Genomic DNA, 19,667 nt, shown 5'->3' on the forward strand with positions numbered 1-19,667 from the left:
ATCCCTGGGGTAAACTCCGTGCAAATGTGGGAGCGGGCTTGCCCGCGATTGCGGTGGGTCAGGCAACATCTCTGTCACTGCTACACCGCCATCGCAGCGATGCGGCGACCCGACAAGCCAGCTCCCACAGTTTTGATTGTGTTGCATCAGCTGAATCTGGAGATCCGATGGCCAACGCCTTGCCCGACCTGAAACTCCTGCGCATCTTCGTCAGTGTCGTGCGGCACCAGGGGTTCGCCAATGCCCAGCACGAACTCAACCTGTCTACCTCGGCCATCAGCACCTACATGAGCCAGTTGGAGTCGGCGTTGGGCCTGGTGCTGTGCCATCGCGGGCGCGGCGGGTTCAGCCTGACCAGCAAGGGTGAGTTGTTCCATCAGGAAACCTTGCGCCTGCTGGGCGAACTGGAAGGCTTCGAGCAATACGCCGCCGCGTTGAAAGGCGAGTTGCGCGGCACCCTCAAGCTCGGCGTGCTCGACTCCACCGTCAGCGACAAAGCCTTGCCGTTCGCCGAGGTCATCGGTGCCTACAGCCTGGAACATCCGGCAGTGCACCTGCACCTATCGGTGATGAGCCCTTACGAGCTGCAACTCGGCGTGCAGGACAACCGCCTCGACCTGGCCATCGGCGCATTCTCCAACCGCATGAGCGGGCTGATCTACATGCCGCTGTACCGCGAGCAGCATTGGCTGTATTGCAGCACCCGCCACCCGTTGTTCAACGAGCGGCGTATTCCTGAGCCAGTCATCACCCAGCAACGCATGGTCGGTCGCGGCTATTGGAGCCAGGCGGAGCTTGCGCGCCACGGCTTCAAGCACAGCGCCGCTACGGTGGAAAGTATGGAGGCGCAACTGATCCTGGTACTGTCCGGCGCCTACATCGGCTATTTGCCCGAACACTACGCCCAGGCCTGGGCCGACAAGGGTGACCTGCGCGTCTTGCTGCCGGCGACTTTTGGCTACCAGGCGCCGTTCTCGATGATCATGCGTCGGGGGCGTAGCCGCGAACCGTTGATCCAGACGTTCCGCGACCTGCTCAAAACCCAGCTCAACCAGGCCTGAAAAAATCATGTCCAGACCCCAATGCTCCCAGTGCCTGCGGCCTACCACCCACTGCCTGTGCCCGCTGATTCCCAGCCTCGACAGCCGCACCCGCGTGTTGCTGTTGCAGCATCCGAGCGAGGTCAACCATGCACTCAACACCGCGCGGCTGGCGGCGTTGGGGTTGAACAATGCGCAGTTGGTGGTGGGTGAGGTGTTTGATGACTTGCCGACTTTGTTGAACGTGCCCGGCTACCAGGCACGGTTGTTGTTTCCGGCGGACGACGCCCAGCCGATACATCCCTATGCGCCGCACGATCAGCCACTGTTGCTGGTGGTGCCCGATGGCACTTGGCGCAAGGCACGCAAGATGTTGCACCTCAATCCGTTGCTGGCGGCGTTGCCTCGGGTGACGTTGGCCGAGGGCGCGGTCTCGCGCTACCGGCTGCGCAAGGCGCCGGCGCCGGGCGCATTGTCGACGGTAGAAGCGATTGTGCAGGCCTTGCAGACGCTGGAGGCGCCGACGTGTTTCGAGGCGTTGCTCAAGCCATTTGACGCGTTGATCGAAGGGCAGATTGCCGCAATGGGGCCGGCCGTCTTCGAAAAAAACCACGGCTGAGCCCTGGCGCTACATAGCTACCGGAGCGGCTAACAGCGACCGATTAGGCTGATCTTTTTTCTGGGAGCAGAAAAATGACCGAGCCGATAACCCCTGCAGCATCACTTGATCCGCTGTCCGAATTCATCGCAGAGCAACAATCTCCGCTGATGGCGGCTCCAGAATGGACCGCCTTGCAGGCCCTGGACTCGATACGGGGCAACTTCGACGGGTTTCTCGCCAACCTCAATGAAGAGGAAAAACTTGAGTACGTGTGCCAGCAAAAGGCCTTGATCCAGGCCCAGCAGGCGGTGGAGCGGGCAACTGCCCAATTCACCCAAGCGTTTGAGCGTCAGGCAATAGGGACGTTGCGTGCCGAACTCCAGACGTTGACGGGGCAGGACATCGATCCCACGGTTGCGAAAATACATACCCGCTATCTCCAGTCCTCCCAACGTGTCCGGCGTGCAGCGCGTGAGGACGAGGTGGTAAAAGTGGCAAGCCTCACGCTGTGGGACGCCGCTTGTCGCAACTATGACGGGTTGACCGGTTGGAGCTACCCGGGCCATACCGGCTTGGCGCAGGCCAGTTATCTCGACAGCGGCATCGACACCACCGCCGGCGAGTTCATCGCGCTGGTGCGTCGGCTCGACCTCGGAGGGCAACTCAAACAGCAATTGAGTGACGCGCTGCGCGGCAATGCTGCGCTGGGTAGCAGCTTCATGGGCCTGGCCAGTGCCGAGTTTGAATTCGCCTTGATCGAGGCGTTGAAAAACACCAGGCTCAGTCACGTTGATCGGGCCAAATATCACCAGGTGAAACAGGCGTTGGCAGGCGCAGTGCGCTGGAACGATACCGAAGTGATGCGGGTGTTTGTCCCTCACGGATTGGACAATATCAGCTGGCGGCCGCAAACCCTGGGGTTGACCGGGCAATACGTAGCGTCACCGCCGGGTGATTGCCTCAGCATTCCCCACCTGGTTTTTTCGGTCACTGGTTGCAAGGGGGCATTCAGTTTTTTCCCGAACCGGCCCGGCGGCTCTTTGCGTCACCATGACAGCGCCCGAATCGCCTGCGAAGAATTCCACGTCGCCTTTCATGGGTTCTACCTCAGGGGCAAGGTCGATTGGCTTTACCAGATGATGTCGTTGCGCGACTGTGCCCGCCTCAGTCAGATCGCCAAGGTTACGGCGCGCCCGGATAATCTCGAGTTTTTTGCCAGCCTGATCTATGCGCTGGCGCAGTCGATTCCCAAAGTCGATCACCCCAGGCAGATCGGCTATGTACTGGCTTCCGTGGAAAAAGTGCCGATTGTCGCCTTGCACGATCTCTATATTGAGCGCTGCCAAGCCAATCTGCAGGAACTCGCCAACGCGACGCCGGGTTTCATGTCGACGCTGATCGAGCTGGCTCAGACCGTGCTCAACGAGGTCCTGGCCCTGCTGCTGATCCCAGTGCCTGGTGCCTTGAAAGGCTTGGGGCGGGCACGTGCCTTCGGGATGTTCGTTGCACTGTCACAGTCGCTGGTGGAGGGCGGTTTCCAGGCGATTCAGGGTGAGCCTGGCGATCTGGTGCAAGGGCTGATGGACCTGGCGGACTTGCTGGTCAGTGGCCGTTTGCATACTCGCGTGGCCAAGAGCGTCCAACGTCGCCATCGGCGTTTGTATCAGCAACTGTCGCAGAAGCGCAGTACCGTTTCCGACCCCCCGCAGCCGACCGGCGCGCCGTTGCTCGAAAGAATGCTCGGCACCCAGGGCGCTCCCGCCGAGGCCTTGGCCAACCTGCTCGATATCAGTGGCACCCGCCACGAGACCTTGAACCAAGTGTGGGAGGGCGCCGCACCGTCGGCCTCGTTGGTGGAGGCGACGCACCGATTCGAGACCGACCGATTGATTCAGTGGGTCGCCGATGGTGCTGCGCCCGGGCACCCGACACCCGTCGGCGCGGTGGACGTCATGGCTCCGCTGCTGACCCAGCTGGAGCACTGGCCTGCGGGTACGGCCCTGAGCATTGCCAACCAGCAAGGCCTGGAAGTGCGCCGCTACACCAAGGATGCCAGGCAGCCGGTGACGGCTACCGTCAGCCTGATCGTGCAGGAAAACTACCAATTCGCCTACGCGACGCCGCGTCGCCTCACTGCGCATTTGCCGAGCGCCATCGTGGCATTGCTGCCCGGCCAGTTTCCAGGGGGGGAGCCATTGATTCGCCAACACCTGGCGGCTCAGGCCAAGGCGCTGGGTGTCGATCTGTTTGACGCACTCACGCGCTTTGCCCAAACCAGTCGGCAGGCGGCGCAGGGCGCCAGTGCGTCGGTGCGTCGTTTGTTGCCAGATCGCGTGGAGGGCGCGGTCAGTGTCCCCGCGGTGGTTGCACAATTGCAGGCGCTGCACCCGCACTTGAGCCGGGCGCGGTTGCTTGAGGTGCTGCGTGAGCATCCATTGTCCGAGCATCAGCAAACACAATTGCTGGAATCGCAGTTGCAACCTGAGGCGTTGTACCTGGCCTTGCGTGCCGCACGCCGGGTGGCGCGTCGAGAGGCCATTGTGGATGGGCTTTTCCACGGGCGGCGCTTTGACCGGCAAACCCAGAATTGGGCAACTGCGTTCGCCCAGGGGCTGGTGAGTGATTTCACCGGGCGAGGGGTGGTCGTCAGTCCGGCCGAGCGGGGCGTGCCCTATGTAGCCAAGGGCAGCAAGGATCGAGCGCTGGTCGTGATTGATCATCGTCAGGGGCGGTTTTCTCCGTATGACCCTCACACACTGCGCACCGGTGAAATGCTGACGGGTGTGGATAGCTTCTATGACGCCATCGTGCGTCAGTTGTCCGGGCCTGAGCGCGTCCAGCTAAGCCTCTCTGCGCGGCGGGCGATTGCCGACCTGCGCGAACGGATTGCCCGCGCGGTGCTGCGCAATCGTGCGCTCGATGGCTCGTTTTACCCGTATCGGCGTGAGATCGCGCCGTACGCATGGGTGGCCGATACCTCGGGTATCACCGACGCGCCCGACGCGCTGGGCTTGTACCGCTTGGGCTCGGCTCATTACCTGTTTATCGAAGGCGAGTATTTCCAGGTATCCCAGGCCGATCCAACACAGCCTTGGCGGATTCAGCATCCGTCGTTGAGCGATGCATATGCGCCTGCGTTGACTCACAACGGCGCCGGCGCCTGGCGCCATGAGTGGGAAAACCCGCTGACCTGGGAGGGGCAGCGGCCGTTTTACCGGCTGGGGCCGCTGGTGCGCGGGTTTTCGCCGGATGGCATTGAACGGACCCAGCAGATCAGCGGGATCACCTCGGACATCCTGCGCCGTGTTCATGTGCGCAACGAGGCGCCTCCCGCGATGCTGATGGACGCCGTGGAACGGGCCAACACCCATCAGCGCATCGCAGCAGGGCTAAGCACGGGCCGAGGCTTTTTTGACCAAGTGCTCGACGAGATAGGCCCTGAGCGCGCTGACGATCTCGTCGGGCGTGCGGGTGTGTCGCGCACTGATCAAATCACAGTGCTCGAATCCAAGGTGCAAATCGACGCGCCGCAAATGGAGCAGCTGTTTTTCAAGGCCTTGAGCCCATCTGGCGAGCAGTCCGGCAACCCGCTGGCCCGTACGCTGCAGCGTCAGTTTCCGACGTTGCCTGCCCGTATTGCAGAAGATTGCGTGCAGTACATTTCTGCGGCCGAGCGGCAAACGCTTGAGGCGGGACGTGTGCCATTACGCTTGGCGGAACTGGGAAATACCTGGGCGCACTACGTGCGCGAAGCCCGAGCCCTGGAGGGGATTTATCGGCTCGGTGCCGCGAGTGAGGACAGCACCAGGCTGGCGCTGCATGGGCTTGCGCTGATCAAACCGTGGCCTGCGCACCTGCGCGTCGAGGTGCGTAACGGTGAGCGGTTGGTTGACGTTCTTGGTGCCGACGACGCACCGCTCAAGCGCGTGCTCAAACCTGTCGGCGTTGGCTACCAGGTGTTTGTGCCGGGAGTGAACGGTGGGTTGCAAGCGTCGGGAAAGCCCGACGGGTTCCTGGCGGCACTGCTCAGCAGCTTGCCGCCCGCCGAGGCCCTGACGTTGGGGTACACCGTGGCGGCGGACACCAACGAAATCGCCAAGGACATTGCCAGCCATTTGGCTCGCCATGTGGAACAGATGGACCGCCTGTTGGGCATACGCCAGCCGGCTCGTTACAACCCGCCCCGACGTATTGCCGATGGGCGTATTGGCTACCCCTTGAGCGGTGGGGATGATCGGCTCCCGGCTGAGCGTGAGCAGATCGTCAGGATGCGTGAGTTGTTTCCGAGCAAGACGGACGGGGAGGTGTGGGACATGCTGCTCGATGCGGGTGACTCAGTGCGCGAGCGCAATGCAATGATTGCCTACCTGGAACACGAGAGGCACGCGTTGGATGTGGCATTGCAGCAGTGGCGTGATGCACTTTCAAGCACTGACCCCGATAGCGCATCCGCGCGCTTGCGGGCCCTGGCGGTGGCACGGATTCAACGCTGCTGGGCCAAGGAGGGGCTTACGCGGGGAGTCGCTGAAGAACTCAATCTGGACGATTTCGATCTCCCCAGCCTGCCAACACTGGGCGCGCACTTCGGCCATGTGACGCAGCTGAGCCTGCGCAACAACCGCTTGAGCGAATTGCCGGCGGGCTTCCTGCGCAGTTTTCCAGGCCTTCGCATCATTTATTTCACGGGCAATCACTTAACGCGTCTGCCGGACCTGGAAGGGCTCAGCCGCTTGGCGGTGCTCAATCTGTCGCACAACCGGCTGACGTTCAGTCTGCAGGGCGGTTATCAGTTGGCTGCGTTGAAGTCGGTGAGATACCTGGATTTATCCTTCAATCCCCTGAACCGGGGCCCGTATGAGCACCTGTCGTTCTATGGCTTGACGAACCTGCGGGAGCTGAACCTGCGAGCAACTGGGTTGAGCCGTTTACCCCGGGGCGTCGTGACCCTTTCGGCGTTGCGCAGCCTGGACCTGCGTGACAATCAAATCAGTGAGTTGGCCCAGACTGATCTGTTCATCTATCCCGAGGTGCATCGTGCGATGAATTTTCGTGGGAACCCACTTTCTGCCCAGGCGCGGCAATTGCTGCGCCGGATCGGTGAGCGACGAGGGCTGCCGGATGTCGATTTCGGCCTGTGGGAGCCAACGGCTGCGATTGAGCTACGCGCCGACCGGTGGCTGGCGCTGCTGGCGCCTGGCGAGGTGCAAATACGTGAGGCTCGTTGGGATGGGCTGCGAGAGCAACCGATGGCCGATGACTTTTTTCTGCTGCTGGCAGATATCGCACAGGACCATCGGTTTGTAGACCCTCACTATCGTGCGTTGCGGGAAAATGTGACGCGGCGTATCTGGACGTTGATCGACGAAGCTCAATTTCCGGACGGCGTGGAGAGGATTGCGTACTGGCGGGCTTATCGCTACAGGAGAGGTGGCCTTGATGGCCAGTTGTTATGCCTGCATGAACTTGAATTGCGAATGCTGCCGCAGCGCATGCTTGACGGGGCACTACAGACTGCCGGATCGGGCTTTCTGCATTACTACCGGGCAATGCACCGGCTCGATGTGTTGGACCACTATGTCTTCGCGGATTTCGCCCCTCAAACGTGGGAGCGGGCTTGTTTTTTGATCCTGAGCTTTCGCATCGCGCTGGCGCAGACTCTGCACCTGCCGCTGACGCTGCCGGGGCGTTTTGAGGTACCCGTTGTCGGGGTGGATGCCCGTTCGGTGAATGAGCTCCGCAGGCGTATTTTGCATGCAGAGCTTGGGCTGAACTGGCCTGCGCGCGTGGAGAAAGAGGGCGGTTGGTTGGCGTTTCTGGAACGTAAATACGTGGATGGATTTCTCGCAGCCCTAAAGGGGTATGACCGCGCCTTGGAGCTTGCGACCGACCGAGTGGGCCGAGGAGAGATGACGGAACGGGAGTACCTGGACTATATCTCGGTGTTGCAAGCAACCAGACAAAAGGCCAAAAACGAGTTGGTTCAGCAACTGACGCTCAAGGAGTGGAGCGACTTCGTCATCGGTTGAAATCCTGGCTTATGACGTTGAGTCATAAGCACCTTACTTTGCGTGATATGGCCCGCCGACGTTTGCCGGTATGATGTTCGCCCCCGCAGTCTGGATTGCGAATACGCCATGACCTTGCAGTACCCAACAATCGCCGATTGCGTCGGCAACACGCCCCTGGTCCGCTTGCAACGCATGGCGGGTGAAACCAGCAATACCCTGTTGCTCAAGCTTGAAGGGAACAACCCGGCCGGTTCGGTCAAAGACCGCCCGGCGCTGTCGATGATCACCCGCGCCGAACTGCGCGGGCAGATCAAGCCTGGCGACACCCTGATCGAAGCCACCTCGGGCAACACCGGGATCGCCCTGGCCATGGCCGCGGCGATCAAGGGTTACAAGATGGTTTTGATCATGCCCGACAACGGCAGCGCCGAGCGCAAGGCGGCGATGACCGCCTATGGCGCCGAACTGGTGCTGGTGACCCAGGAAGAGGGCATGGAGGGCGCCCGCGACCTCGCCGAGCGCATGGCCGCCGAAGGCCGTGGCCAGGTGCTGGACCAGTTCGCCAACGGTGACAATCCCGAGGCGCACTACACCTCCACCGGCCCGGAAATCTGGCGCCAGACCGGGGGCACCATCACCCATTTCGTCAGCTCCATGGGCACCACCGGCACCATCATGGGCAACTCGCGCTACCTCAAGGAGCAGAACCCGGCGATCCAGATCGTCGGCCTGCAACCGATGGAAGGCGCGGCCATCCCCGGTATCCGCCGCTGGCCCGAGGAGTATCTGCCGAAGATCTACAACGCCACGCGTGTGGACCGCATCATCGACATGGCCCAGCGTGAAGCTGAAGACACCACGCGCCGCCTGGCCCGTGAAGAAGGCATCTTCTGCGGCGTGTCCTCCGGTGGTGCTGTTGCCGGTATGTTGCGCTTGTCCAAGGAAGTGGAAAACGCGGTGATCGTCGCGGTCATCTGTGACCGAGGCGACCGTTACTTGTCGACCGGCATTTTCGATGAACCCAACTGATGGCCAAGCACGAGAGAGGCCTGCGCTTCCAGCCGACGGGCGGCAGCCGCGCCCCGCAGATCCCCGTGGGCAAGAAACAACGCCTGACCATCGAACGCCTGGCCAATGACGGCCGTGGCATCGTGTTTTTCGAAGGCCGCACCTGGTTTGTGAGTGGCGCGCTGGCCGGCGAAGAAGTCGAAGCGCGGGTGTTGGGCGCCCATGGCAAAGTGGTCGAGGCGCGCACCGAGCGCGTGTTCAAGGCCAGCGAACTGCGCCGTCCGGCGCCGTGCGCGCATGTTGGCCGCTGTGGCGGTTGCAGCGTGCAGCACTTGCCCCATAGCGAACAGCTTGCCCTGAAACAGCGCATGCTCGCCGAGCAACTGTCGCGCGTGGCCGGTGTCGAACCGCAAGAATGGGCTGCGCCGTTGAGCGGGCCAGAATTCGGCTACCGCCGCCGCGCCCGTGTGGCGGTGCGCTGGGACGCCAAGGCGAAACACCTGGAAGTCGGTTTTCGTGCGGTCGCCAGCCAGGACATCGTTGCCATCGATGATTGCCCGGTGCTGGTACAGGCCTTGCAACCGATCATGCAGCGCCTGCCAAACATGCTGCGCCGCCTGAGCAATCCGAAGGCGCTGGGGCATGTGGAGCTGTTCAGCGGTACGTCCATCGCCGTATTGCTGCGGCATATGGCGCCGTTGTCGGAAGCGGACCTGCAAGTGTTGCAAGAGTTTTGCGCTTTCCATGAAGCCCAGTTGTGGCTGCATGGCGAGGGCCAGCCGGAGCCGGTGGACGCTGATGCGGTCCTGGGTTTCCGTTTGGAGCAGTGGGATCTGGAACTGGCCTACCGTCCAGGGGACTTTGTGCAAGTCAACGCCGGGGTCAATGCGGCGATGGTTGCCCAGGCCCTTGAATGGCTGGCGCCACAGGCCGATGAGCGCGTGCTGGACCTGTTTTGTGGCCTGGGCAACTTTGCCTTGCCACTCGCCAAGCAAGTGCGCGAAGTGGTGGCGGTGGAAGGTGTGCAGACCATGGTGGATCGGGCGGCCCTCAATGCCGTCAGCAACAATTTGCATAATGCGCAGTTTTTTCAGGCCGATTTGTCCCAGCCTTTGACCGACGCAGAATGGGCCAAACAGGGCTTTTCTGCGGTACTCTTGGACCCACCCCGCGATGGTGCCCTGGAGGTTGTGCGCAAGCTCGCGACCCTCAAGGCCAAGCGCCTGGTGTATGTGTCCTGCAACCCGGCGACGCTGGCGCGGGACACGGTTGAGTTGGTCAAGCAAGGCTACCGGCTAAAACGTGCCGGGATCCTCGACATGTTTCCGCAAACCGCGCATGTCGAGGCCATGGCGTTATTTGAAGCGGGCTAGGATGCCCGTTTAATCCGACTGGCCTGCATTCTCCGTGGCCGTGACCTGCCAGGGAGCGTGTGTAAGCTTTAATAGGTAAAGCAGGTCAGCGATGATTTTTGGCGCATCGAAGGTGCGTCGTAGGGAAGGTAAGCAAGATGGTACAGGTGAGAGCACACCAGCCGATCAACACCGACGGCAGTATCAACCTGGAGGCATGGCTGGACCATGCCATCAGTGTCGATCCGGCACTGGACCGTGAAGCCTTGAAGGCAGCGTGCGAGTTCGCGCGTGAGTCTGAGCAGCAAGACAATGCGGCGAAGAACCTGTGGGCCGAAGGCACTTCCAGCTTTCGCACCGGGCTCGAGATCGCCGAGATCCTGGCCGATCTCAAGTTGGACCAGGATTCGCTGATCGCCGCCGTGCTTTATCGCGGCGTGCGTGAAGGGCATATCGCGTTGCCGCTGGTCAGCCAGCGTTTCGGCGCCGTGGTGGCCAAGCTGATCGACGGCGTTCTGCGCATGGCCGCCATCAGCGCCAGCCTCAGCCCGCGCCAATCGATGGTGCTGGGCACCCAGGGCCAGGTCGAGAACCTGCGCAAGATGCTGGTGGCGATGGTCGACGACGTGCGCGTCGCCCTGATCAAGCTGGCCGAACGCACCTGCGCGATCCGTGCGGTGAAGACCGCCGACGACGAAAAGCGCAACCGCGTCGCCCGCGAAGTCTTCGACATCTACGCGCCGCTGGCGCATCGCCTGGGTATCGGCCATATCAAGTGGGAGCTGGAGGACTTGTCCTTCCGCTATCTCGAACCCGACCAATACAAACAGATCGCCACGCTGCTGCATGAGCGGCGGCTCGACCGCGAGCGCTTTATCAGCGACGTGATGGGCCAGTTGCGCGCCGAGTTGCAAGCTACCGGCGTCGATGCCGACATCAGCGGCCGCGCCAAACACATCTATTCCATCTGGCGCAAAATGCAGCGCAAGGGCCTGGCCTTCAGCCAGATCTACGACGTGCGCGCCGTGCGTGTGCTGGTGCCGGAAATGCGCGACTGCTACACCGCGCTGGGCATCGTCCACACCTTGTGGCGGCACATTCCCAAGGAGTTTGACGACTACATCGCCAACCCCAAGGAGAACGGCTACCGCTCGCTGCACACCGCCGTGATCGGCCCCGAAGGCAAGGTGCTGGAAGTGCAGATCCGCACCCACGCTATGCACGAAGAGGCGGAGCTGGGCGTGTGTGCGCACTGGCGTTACAAGGGCACCGACGTCAAGGCCGGGTCCAACCAGTACGAAGAGAAAATCTCCTGGCTGCGCCAAGTGCTGGAATGGCACGAAGAACTCGGCGACATCGGCGGCCTGGCCGAACAGCTGCGGGTGGATATCGAGCCGGACCGGGTCTACATCTTCACCCCCGACGGCCACGCCATCGACTTGCCCAAGGGCGCGACGCCGCTGGATTTTGCTTACCGCGTACACACCGAGATCGGCCACAACTGCCGGGGCGCCAAGATCAACGGGCGCATCGTGCCGCTCAACTACAGCCTGCAAACCGGTGAACAGGTCGAGATCATCACGAGCAAGCACGGCACGCCGAGCCGTGACTGGCTGAACCCGAACCTGGGCTACATCACCACGTCGCGGGCGCGGGCGAAGATCGTGCACTGGTTCAAGTTGCAGGCGCGCGACCAGAACGTCGCCGCCGGCAAGACCCTGCTCGAACGCGAACTGGCACGCCTGGGCTTGCCACAGGTGGACTTCGACAAGCTGGCCGAAAAGGCCAACATGAAGATCGCCGAAGACATGTTCGCCGCCCTCGGTGCCGGTGACCTGCGCCTGGCGCAACTGGTCAACCTGGCGCAACAGTTGGTCGAGCCGGAACGCGGCAGCGAGCAACTGGAGCTGATCCCACGCAAAGCCACCGGCTACAAGCCCGGCAAGCGCGGCGATATCCAGATCCAGGGCGTGGGCAACCTGATGACGCAAATGGCCGGCTGCTGCCAGCCGTTGCCGGGCGACGCCATCGTCGGCTACATCACCCAGGGCCGTGGCGTGAGCATTCACCGCCAGGATTGCGCCTCGGTGCTGCAACTGGGCGGGCGTGAGCCGGAGCGGATCATCCAGGTCAGCTGGGGGCCGGTGCCGGTGCTCACCTATCCGGTGGACATTGTGATTCGTGCCTACGACCGTTCCGGCTTGCTGCGGGATGTGTCGCAAGTGCTGCTCAATGAGCGGATTAACGTGCTGGCGGTCAACACCCGCTCGAACAAAGAGGACAACACCGCGTTGATGTCCCTGACCATCGAGATTCCGGGGTTGGACGCGTTGGGGCGGTTGTTGGGGCGGATTTCCCAGTTGCCGAACATCATTGAGACGCGGCGTAACCGCACTCCTTGAAGTGTGGGGCTCGGGCTTCTGTGGGAGCTGGCTTGCCTGCGATAGCATCACCTCAGTATTGCTGATACACCGAGGTGTCTGCATCGCAGCGGTGCGGCGATCCGACAAGCCAGCTCCCACATTTGATTTTCAGTGTTACGGAAAAACGGGCAGAGATTGACTGATGTATTCCCTTGAAGACCTGCTGCACCTGATGAACCGCCTGCGCGACCCGCAATACGGCTGTCCGTGGGACATCAAGCAAACCTACGCCACCATCGTCCCGCATACCCTGGAAGAAGCCTATGAAGTCGCCGACGCCATCGAGCGCGGCGATTTCGATCACCTGCAAGGCGAGTTGGGCGACCTGTTGTTCCAGGTGGTGTATTACAGCCAGCTGGCGCGGGAGGAAGGGCGTTTCGAATTCGCCGGCGTGATCGACAGCATCACGCGCAAGCTGATCCGTCGTCATCCCCACGTGTTTCCCACCGGTGACCTGTATGCGCCGCTGGATATCCCGCAACTGAGCGAAGAGCAGGTCAAGGAACGTTGGGAGCAGATCAAGGCCGAGGAGCGTGCGGAAAAGTCCGACGCGCCACAGCAACTGTCCCTGCTGGATGATGTGCCTATGGCGCTACCGTCCCTGTCCCGCGCGGCCAAACTGCAAAAGCGCGCCAGCCAGGTCGGCTTTGACTGGCCGTCGGCGTTGCCGGTGGTGGACAACGTGCGCGAAGAGCTTGATGAAGTGCTTGAAGCCATGGCCGATAACGACCCGGCGGCTATCGCCGATGAAGTCGGCGACTTGTTGTTTGCCGCAGTCAACCTGGCCCGCCACCTCAAGGTCGACCCGGAAACTGCGCTGCGTGGCGCCAATGCCAAGTTCGAGCGACGTTTCCGATTTATCGAACAGGCATTGCGCGACACGCATCAACCCATAGAAGATTGCACCCTCGAAACGTTGGACGCCCTGTGGGGCGAAGCCAAACGCCAGGAAAAGAACATGTCCAGCTGCGGATGAGCGGCTGCCTAAGTGAGTAAGCACCATGAGCATTTCCCTTCGCGATCAGTTGCTCAAAGCAGGTCTGGTCAACCAAAAGCAGGCCAAGCAGGTCGGCAAAGAGAAGCAGAAGCAGCAGCGTCTGGTCCACAAAGGCCAGATCGAGGCCGATGACACCCAGGCCCGTTTGGCCCAGGAAGCACAGGCCGAGAAGGTCAAGCGCGATCAGGAGCTGAACCGCCAGCAGCAGGAAAAAGCCGAGGCCAAGGCCCGCACGGCCCAGGTCAAGCAACTGATCGAGACCTCGCGCCTGCCCAAGCTGACCACCGAGGACTACTACAACTTTGTCGACGACAAGAAGGTCAAGCGCCTGTCGGTCAACACCTTGATGCGCAACAAGCTGAGCAACGGCTCCCTGGCGATCGTGCACCACGGTGGCAGTTACGAGGTGATCCCGCGTGAAGCGGCGCTGAAGATCCAGGAGCGCGCGCCAGAGCGTATCGTGCAGCTCAACATCCTCACCGAAAGCCAAGTGCCGGATGAGGATGATCCGTACGCCGCCTACCAGATCCCTGACGATCTGATGTGGTAAGGCTATAGAAACAACATTGTGGCGAGCGAGCTTGCTCGCGCTGGGCTGCGAAGCGGCCCTATCAATGCAAAACCCGCTCAAGAGGCGGGTTTTGTGTTTTCAGGTATCCAGGCTGCGTGGGCCTTGAACCTGAGCCTTGCGAATACTCAGGAGCTTTCTGCCTGACGTTTCATCTCAAGCGACTCAAGCTCGTTCTTATAGTTATGAGCGTCGCTCTCGTTGTGAAACATGCCGACCAGCAGGTCTTGTTGGTGTACATCCCAGATGTGAATCCCATGGCCCAGCGCTTCGTGGGACATATGTGCATCGTCGCGTTCAGTTACTTTTACAGTCATCTGCTTGCTCCAATCTCTGGTGGGTCTGCGGCAAGTCGTCGCAGGCCTCTTTTATATGTTTTGTTAGCTTGCTAAGTAAACCGACTTTTCGCGCAACTATTCATTGCAGGAATTGCAACAGTGCTGCAGGCCTTGAGAATTGGGGGTTTGTGTTGTGGGGGCTGGAGTTTTATGACAGAAGTTTCATGTTCTGGTCAGGCTCTAGGCCTGTATTGGCCGTGCCGTCGCCATCGCAGGCAAGCCAGCTCCCACAGGGGAATGCATTCCAAATGTGGGAGCTGGCTTGCCTGCAATGGCGGCGTACGATTCAAAGCAAAACCGACAGGCAAAAAAAAGCCCCGCATTCAGCGAGGCTCTTTCGTTCATCAGTCCATCAGCTACCTTTGACAGCCTTGCCGTCAACGGTGCCGTCTTGCAGCATGATGTTGTATTCCTTGCCGTCAGTTTCTACCTGACGCAGTGCAACCAGGATGCCGCCCTGGTCCTTGGCGAACCACATCTGGGTAATGCGCTTGCTTTGCGTCGGGTCACGCACGCGCTCAACCTTGATCGCGTCAATGGAGCCGACCTTGGTCTGGACCTTTTCCGGGCCGATCACGCGGAAGTCGTAGGTGTCGACGTCGGTACCTTCCACCACGTTGTAGCTCATGCTTTTCTTGCCGGCTGCCACGTCACGTTGCAGGGCTAGTTGGTAGGTCGACTTGTCGAGCATGCCGCTTTGCAGCGCTACGTTGACCGGGTCTTTGTTTTCAAAGCCGGTGACTTTCTTCGCGGTTTGGTCGAAGTCCAGGTTGATCTTCTTCGCCTTGCCCAGGCCACCGCGTTCGAAGGTGTAGCTCTTCGGTTGCAGGGTGTCCTTGTCAAACACGATCACGCTAGTTTCGGTAAGGCTGGCGATCATCATCGAAGCCTTGAAGTTCAAGGTCCAGGTGCCATCACCATTCTTGGCCAGGCTGCGCTCAGCCGAGCCACTCATGGGCAACTGTTTCCAGTCGGCGGTATAGCTGACGGAGAAAGGGTGAAGGTCTGCCGCTTGCACGGCAGGCAAGGCAAACAGAGCAAAAGCGAAGAGCAAGGCGCGACGCATAAAATCTCCTAGGTTCGAATCAAGTGGCCGCTGGCCGCGAGTAACTGACCGTCCAATAATGCACCCTGGTCACCAAGAATCAACCGCCCCTCGGCAAACCAGCGTACAGCCAACGGGTAAATCCTGTGTTCCTGGGTGTGAACCCGTTGCGCAAGGGTCTGCGCCGAGTCGTCAGACTCTACCGGAACCACTGCCTGTACGACCAGAGGCCCGCCATCGAGTTCCTCGGTGACGAAGTGCACGCTGCAGCCATGCTCGCTGTCGCCGGCGTCGAGCGCCCGCTGGTGCGTGTGCATGCCTTTGTACTTGGGCAGCAGGGAGGGGTGGATATTGAGCAGGCGCCCGTCGTAATGGCGCACGAAATCAGCGCTGAGAATGCGCATGAAGCCGGCCAGGACCACGAGTTTGGGATTGAAGGCGTCGATCAGTTCGATCAAGGCGGCATCGAAGGCCTCGCGGCCCTCGAAAGCCTTGTGATCCAGGGAGCGGGTATCGATACCCGCGTCCCTGGCGCGTTGCATGCCGTAGGCGTCGCTGCGGTTGGAGATCACCGCAGCGATGCGCACCGGGCTGTCGCCGGTGCGCGTGCTGTCGATCAGGGCCTGCAAGTTACTGCCGGTGCCGGAGAGCAGCACCACGACATCACAGGTCTGGGACATCAATGAGCCTTGAGGTTCTTCAGTTCGACCTGGGCCGCGCCTTCTGGAGCGGTGGCGATCTGGCCGATGACCCAAGGCTGCTCGCCGGCTTCACGCAGGACGTTCAGCGCGGTTTCAACGTGCTCTTGTGCCACGCAGATGACCATGCCCACGCCGCAGTTCAGCACGCGGTGCATCTCGGTTTCGTTGACGTTGCCTTTCTCTTGCAGCCAGTCGAAAACCGCAGGACGCTGCCAGCTGGCCACGTCGACGATGGCCTGGGCGCCTTTTGGCAGGACGCGCGGGATGTTGTCCAGCAGGCCGCCACCGGTGATGTGGGCCATGGCTTTAACCGCGCCAGTGTCCTTGATCAGCTTGAGCAGGGGCTTGACGTAGATGCGGGTCGGGGCCATCAGCAGGTCGGTCAGTGGCTTGCCGTCGAGCTGGATGTTTTCGATGTCGGCGCCGGACACTTCGATGATCTTGCGGATCAGCGAGTAGCCGTTGGAATGCGGGCCGGACGATGGCAGGGCGAGCAGGGCGTCACCGGCGGCAACCTTGGAGCCGTCGATGATTTCGGCTTTTTCTACAACGCCGACGCAGAAGCCGGCCAGGTCGTAGTCTTCGCCTTCGTACATGCCTGGCATTTCAGCGGTTTCGCCGCCGACCAGGGAGCAACCCGACAGTTCGCAGCCAGCGCCAATGCCGGTGACTACCTGGGTAGCGGTCTCGACGTTGAGCTTGCCGGTGGCGTAGTAGTCCAGGAAGAACAACGGCTCGGCGCCGCATACCACCAGGTCATTGACGCACATGGCCACCAGGTCGATGCCGATGCTGTCGTGCTTGTTCAGGTTCAGTGCCAGGCGCAGCTTGGTGCCCACGCCGTCGGTGCCGGAGACCAGCACAGGCTGTTTGTAGCCAGCCGGGATCTCGCAGAGGGCGCCAAAACCGCCCAGGCCGCCCATGACTTCGGGGCGCGCAGTGCGCTTGGCGACGCTCTTGATGCGTTCGACCAATGCTTCACCGGCGTCGATGTCTACACCGGCGTCCTTGTAGCTCAGGGAGGGTTGCTTGCTCATGATCCAGGCCTTTAGGGGGGATTCAGGGGTAACGACCGAGCGGGCAGGCGCTTTTGGTAAAAGGCCCAGCCGTTGACGGTCTGCGAAGGCGCGCGATTTTATCAGGCTTGAGGGGCAGCGGCCATCCTCGGGCCGACGGGCAGGGCGATATAGGTTAAAAAAGCCGATTAAAAAAATGCTAATCGGCTCTGCCTTGGTGCGTATTAAGGTATAGCCTTGAACCCGCTATCGTTATGACAGTACGAAAACTTACCAAGACCTTGTGAATGTTTTACCGGTCGCTGTGGTCACAGCCTTGCGCAACCGAGTTCACGCGGTCTGTTCCAGCCGCTAAATTTGTCGTTCGGGAATCTTTCATGCGTCTGTGTAAATTCTTCTTTGTAGGCTGCTTGTCGTTGGTCAGCCTGGCGAGTCATGCCGAAACCCTCAATGGCCTCTATCAAGTACTTGAACCGGTCAGCAGCCAGTCGCCACAAGAGCGCGACCAAGCGACCCAGCGCGCCGTGCAGACCCTGGTGATCCGCCTCACCGGTGACGCCAAGGCGGCCGACGGCCCGGGCCTGGCGGCGATTCGCAAGGACCCGCAGCAAATCATCAGCCAATACGGCTACGACGCCGGCCCGCCCGAGAGCCTGCAAGTGGATTTCGACCCGGTGACGACCGACCGTGCTTTGCGTGACGCCGGCCTGTCGATCTGGGGCAGCAACCGGCCGTCGATCCTCGGCTGGTGGCTGAACGACTCCACCGAAGGCAGTAGCTTGGTGGGCGATGGTCAAAGCGTCGCCCAGGCCTTGCGCCGCGCGGCTCAGCACCGTGGTTTGCCGTTGCGCTTGCCGCTGGGTGATCTGGACGAACAGGTGGTCGCCACCGCGCCGAACCTGGAAAGCGCCGACGCCACGCCACTGCGCGCCGCCTCCGAGCGCTACGGCGCGGATGCCTTGCTGGCGGTGCATGCGCGCCAGGAAGGCAATCAATGGCAGGCCAAGTGGCGTTTATGGTTGGGCGACAAGAGCGAGCAGGGCAGCGTCCAAGGTGGCGATACCGCTGCCGTGGCCGATGCGGTGATGCTGGCCGTCAGCCAGAAGCTGGCGCCGCGCTTTGCGGTCAAGCCCGGCGTGAGTACCGAGCAACTGCTGGAAGTGCAGGGCATGACGCTGGAGCGCTACGCCGCCCTGGGGCATCTGCTCGAACCGTTTGGCGGCCAGCCGCTGCTGGTGGATGGCAATCGCATTGTTTACCGGGTCCATGGCAGTGCCGAGCAGTTGCGCAGCCAGTTGGGCCTGGCCAAGTTGCAGGAGGTTGCGCCGGGTGAAGTGCCGGTCGCGGCGGGTGGTGCTCCAGAGCCTCAGGCGCAACTGCGCTTTCATTGGTAAAAAGTTCTTCCTTATATAGAAGCGATGGAGTGGTTTATGGCGGATACGCGTCGTTGGGTGTGGATTGGCGGGATTGTCCTGCTGTGCGCTTTTGTTTTCTTGCTGCATTCGATCCTGACGCCGTTCCTGGTTGCGTTGCTGTTGGCTTATCTGTTTGATCCGATCGTGGATCGCCTGGAGAAAGTCGGCTTGTCACGTACCTGGGGCGTGGTGGCGGTGTTCGCCCTGTTTACCTTGATCATCACGGCCCTGGTGCTGGTGCTGGTGCCGATGCTGGCCAAGCAGCTGTTCCGTCTGTATGAGCTGGCGCCGCAGATGCTCGACTGGTTGCAGCACACGGCGATGCCGTGGGCCCAGGCCAAGTTGGGGTTGTCGGATGGCTTCTGGAAGTTCGATAAGGTCAAGGCCGCGATCAGCGAGCATATGGGCCAGACCACCGACATTGTCGGCATGGTGCTCAGCCAGGCCACGGCGTCCAGCCTGGCGCTGATCGGCTGGTTGACCAACCTGGTGCTGATCCCGGTGGTGGCGTTCTACCTGCTGCGTGACTGGGACATCATGATGGCCAAGATCCGCAGCCTGCTGCCGCGCAATCGCGAGGAGCGCATTGTTTCCCTGGCGGAGGAGTGCCACGAGGTGCTCGGTGCGTTTGTGCGGGGCCAGTTGCTGGTGATGCTGGCCTTGGGGATCATCTACGCGGCGGGCCTGATGGCGATCGGCCTGGAGCTGGGCCTGTTGATTGGCCTGATCGCGGGGCTGGCGGCCATCGTGCCGTATATGGGCTTTGTGATCGGTATCGGCGCGGCGCTGGTGGCGGGGCTGTTCCAGTTCGGCGGCGACCTGTACCCGATGCTGGGGATTGTCGCGGTGTTTATGGTCGGCCAGGCCTTGGAAGGCATGGTGCTGACACCGCTGTTGGTGGGCGACCGGATCGGCCTGCACCCGGTGGCGGTGATCTTTGCGATCCTGGCGGGCGGTGAGTTGTTCGGCTTTACTGGCATCTTACTGGCACTGCCGGTGGCAGCGGTGATCATGGTGCTGGTGCGCCATGTGCACGATCTGTACAAGGATTCGGATGTGTACACGGGCGTCGAAGACCCCGATCTGTAAACCTTGTGTCACAAACCCGGCCTGGCCGGGTTTGTTGTTTCTGGTGTCAAACAATTTGCGCAAAAC

Annotated in this window: 14 protein-coding genes; 10 read left to right on the forward strand and 4 right to left on the reverse strand. The window is 61.3% G+C overall.

From position 1 onward, the window contains the following. The first annotated feature begins 167 nt into the window (after positions 1–167). From ACU688_RS02945 to ACU688_RS02980, 8 genes are all read left to right on the forward strand, one after another. Positions 168–1,061 carry a LysR family transcriptional regulator gene (locus ACU688_RS02945; RefSeq protein WP_448183585.1) on the forward strand — a complete coding sequence of 298 codons (894 nt, stop codon included), beginning with the start codon at positions 168–170 and terminating at the stop codon, positions 1,059–1,061. A 7-nt stretch (positions 1,062–1,068) separates the two neighbouring features. Next, entirely contained in the window at positions 1,069–1,659 is a 591-nt protein-coding gene (locus ACU688_RS02950) for a tRNA-uridine aminocarboxypropyltransferase (RefSeq protein ID WP_448183586.1), read from the forward strand. A gap of 74 nt (positions 1,660–1,733) precedes the next feature. Then, a complete protein-coding gene (locus ACU688_RS02955; RefSeq protein ID WP_448183587.1) occupies positions 1,734–7,667 on the forward strand; it encodes an NEL-type E3 ubiquitin ligase domain-containing protein in 5,934 nt (1,977 codons plus the stop codon). Between the two features lie 108 nt (positions 7,668–7,775). Next, positions 7,776–8,678, forward strand: a complete 903-nt coding sequence (cysM, locus tag ACU688_RS02960; protein ID WP_448183588.1) for a cysteine synthase CysM — start codon at positions 7,776–7,778, stop codon at positions 8,676–8,678. Then, entirely contained in the window at positions 8,678–10,030 is a 1,353-nt protein-coding gene (rlmD, locus tag ACU688_RS02965) for a 23S rRNA (uracil(1939)-C(5))-methyltransferase RlmD (protein ID WP_448183589.1), read from the forward strand. Before cysM ends, rlmD begins: the two co-directional genes overlap by 1 nt. Positions 10,031–10,167: 137 nt before the next feature. Beyond that, positions 10,168–12,411, forward strand: a complete 2,244-nt coding sequence (gene relA, locus ACU688_RS02970; RefSeq protein ID WP_017735424.1) for a GTP diphosphokinase — start codon at positions 10,168–10,170, stop codon at positions 12,409–12,411. 163 nt (positions 12,412–12,574) lie between these two features. Continuing rightward, a complete protein-coding gene (gene mazG / locus ACU688_RS02975) occupies positions 12,575–13,408 on the forward strand; it encodes a nucleoside triphosphate pyrophosphohydrolase (protein ID WP_448183590.1) in 834 nt (277 codons plus the stop codon). Positions 13,409–13,433: 25 nt separating this feature from the next. Further along, on the forward strand, positions 13,434–13,979 hold the full coding sequence (locus ACU688_RS02980) for a DUF2058 domain-containing protein (RefSeq protein ID WP_017734625.1): 546 nt from the start codon (positions 13,434–13,436) through the stop codon (positions 13,977–13,979). Between the two features lie 146 nt (positions 13,980–14,125). Here ACU688_RS02980 and ACU688_RS02985 read toward each other — a convergent pair whose 3' ends face one another. The 4 genes from ACU688_RS02985 to purM all read right to left on the reverse strand — a co-directional run bounded on the left by ACU688_RS02985 (position 14,126) and on the right by purM (position 17,118). After that, positions 14,126–14,314 carry a hypothetical protein gene (locus ACU688_RS02985; protein ID WP_017734626.1) on the reverse strand — a complete coding sequence of 63 codons (189 nt, stop codon included), beginning with the start codon at positions 14,312–14,314 and terminating at the stop codon, positions 14,126–14,128. Positions 14,315–14,687: 373 nt separating this feature from the next. Continuing rightward, entirely contained in the window at positions 14,688–15,401 is a 714-nt protein-coding gene (locus ACU688_RS02990) for a DUF3108 domain-containing protein (RefSeq protein WP_207045296.1), read from the reverse strand. A gap of 8 nt (positions 15,402–15,409) precedes the next feature. Beyond that, entirely contained in the window at positions 15,410–16,060 is a 651-nt protein-coding gene (purN, locus tag ACU688_RS02995; protein ID WP_448183591.1) for a phosphoribosylglycinamide formyltransferase, read from the reverse strand. Next, positions 16,060–17,118 (reverse strand): phosphoribosylformylglycinamidine cyclo-ligase, encoded by a 1,059-nt coding sequence (gene purM, locus ACU688_RS03000; protein ID WP_005790182.1) that lies wholly within the window; start codon positions 17,116–17,118, stop codon positions 16,060–16,062. Before purM ends, purN begins: the two co-directional genes overlap by 1 nt. A gap of 356 nt (positions 17,119–17,474) precedes the next feature. On the opposite strand from purM, the gene ACU688_RS03005 reads away from it, so the two are divergent. Together ACU688_RS03005 and ACU688_RS03010 are read left to right on the forward strand one after the other, a co-directional pair. Beyond that, entirely contained in the window at positions 17,475–18,491 is a 1,017-nt protein-coding gene (locus ACU688_RS03005; RefSeq protein ID WP_448183592.1) for a DUF2066 domain-containing protein, read from the forward strand. A gap of 36 nt (positions 18,492–18,527) precedes the next feature. Next, the gene (locus ACU688_RS03010) at positions 18,528–19,601 is read left to right on the forward strand and encodes an AI-2E family transporter (RefSeq protein WP_448183593.1); all 1,074 of its coding nucleotides are present in this window, start codon (positions 18,528–18,530) and stop codon (positions 19,599–19,601) included. Positions 19,602–19,667 lie beyond the last annotated feature (66 nt).

This window comes from Pseudomonas acericola (SeqCode), assembly GCF_053456465.1.

What these genes read in the sequence shown, in the direction of transcription:
- ACU688_RS02945 (WP_448183585.1), top strand. Translation starts at nt 168, where the DNA reads ATGGCCAACGCCTTGCCCGACCTGAAACTCCTGCGCATCTTCGTCAGT.
- ACU688_RS02950 (WP_448183586.1), top strand. Translation starts at nt 1,069, where the DNA reads ATGTCCAGACCCCAATGCTCCCAGTGCCTGCGGCCTACCACCCACTGC.
- ACU688_RS02955 (WP_448183587.1), top strand. Translation starts at nt 1,734, where the DNA reads ATGACCGAGCCGATAACCCCTGCAGCATCACTTGATCCGCTGTCCGAA.
- cysM (WP_448183588.1), top strand. Translation starts at nt 7,776, where the DNA reads ATGACCTTGCAGTACCCAACAATCGCCGATTGCGTCGGCAACACGCCC.
- rlmD (WP_448183589.1), top strand. Translation starts at nt 8,678, where the DNA reads ATGGCCAAGCACGAGAGAGGCCTGCGCTTCCAGCCGACGGGCGGCAGC.
- relA (WP_017735424.1), top strand. Translation starts at nt 10,168, where the DNA reads ATGGTACAGGTGAGAGCACACCAGCCGATCAACACCGACGGCAGTATC.
- mazG (WP_448183590.1), top strand. Translation starts at nt 12,575, where the DNA reads ATGTATTCCCTTGAAGACCTGCTGCACCTGATGAACCGCCTGCGCGAC.
- ACU688_RS02980 (WP_017734625.1), top strand. Translation starts at nt 13,434, where the DNA reads ATGAGCATTTCCCTTCGCGATCAGTTGCTCAAAGCAGGTCTGGTCAAC.
- ACU688_RS02985 (WP_017734626.1), bottom strand. Translation starts at nt 14,314, where the DNA reads ATGACTGTAAAAGTAACTGAACGCGACGATGCACATATGTCCCACGAA.
- ACU688_RS02990 (WP_207045296.1), bottom strand. Translation starts at nt 15,401, where the DNA reads ATGCGTCGCGCCTTGCTCTTCGCTTTTGCTCTGTTTGCCTTGCCTGCC.
- purN (WP_448183591.1), bottom strand. Translation starts at nt 16,060, where the DNA reads ATGTCCCAGACCTGTGATGTCGTGGTGCTGCTCTCCGGCACCGGCAGT.
- purM (WP_005790182.1), bottom strand. Translation starts at nt 17,118, where the DNA reads ATGAGCAAGCAACCCTCCCTGAGCTACAAGGACGCCGGTGTAGACATC.
- ACU688_RS03005 (WP_448183592.1), top strand. Translation starts at nt 17,475, where the DNA reads ATGCGTCTGTGTAAATTCTTCTTTGTAGGCTGCTTGTCGTTGGTCAGC.
- ACU688_RS03010 (WP_448183593.1), top strand. Translation starts at nt 18,528, where the DNA reads ATGGCGGATACGCGTCGTTGGGTGTGGATTGGCGGGATTGTCCTGCTG.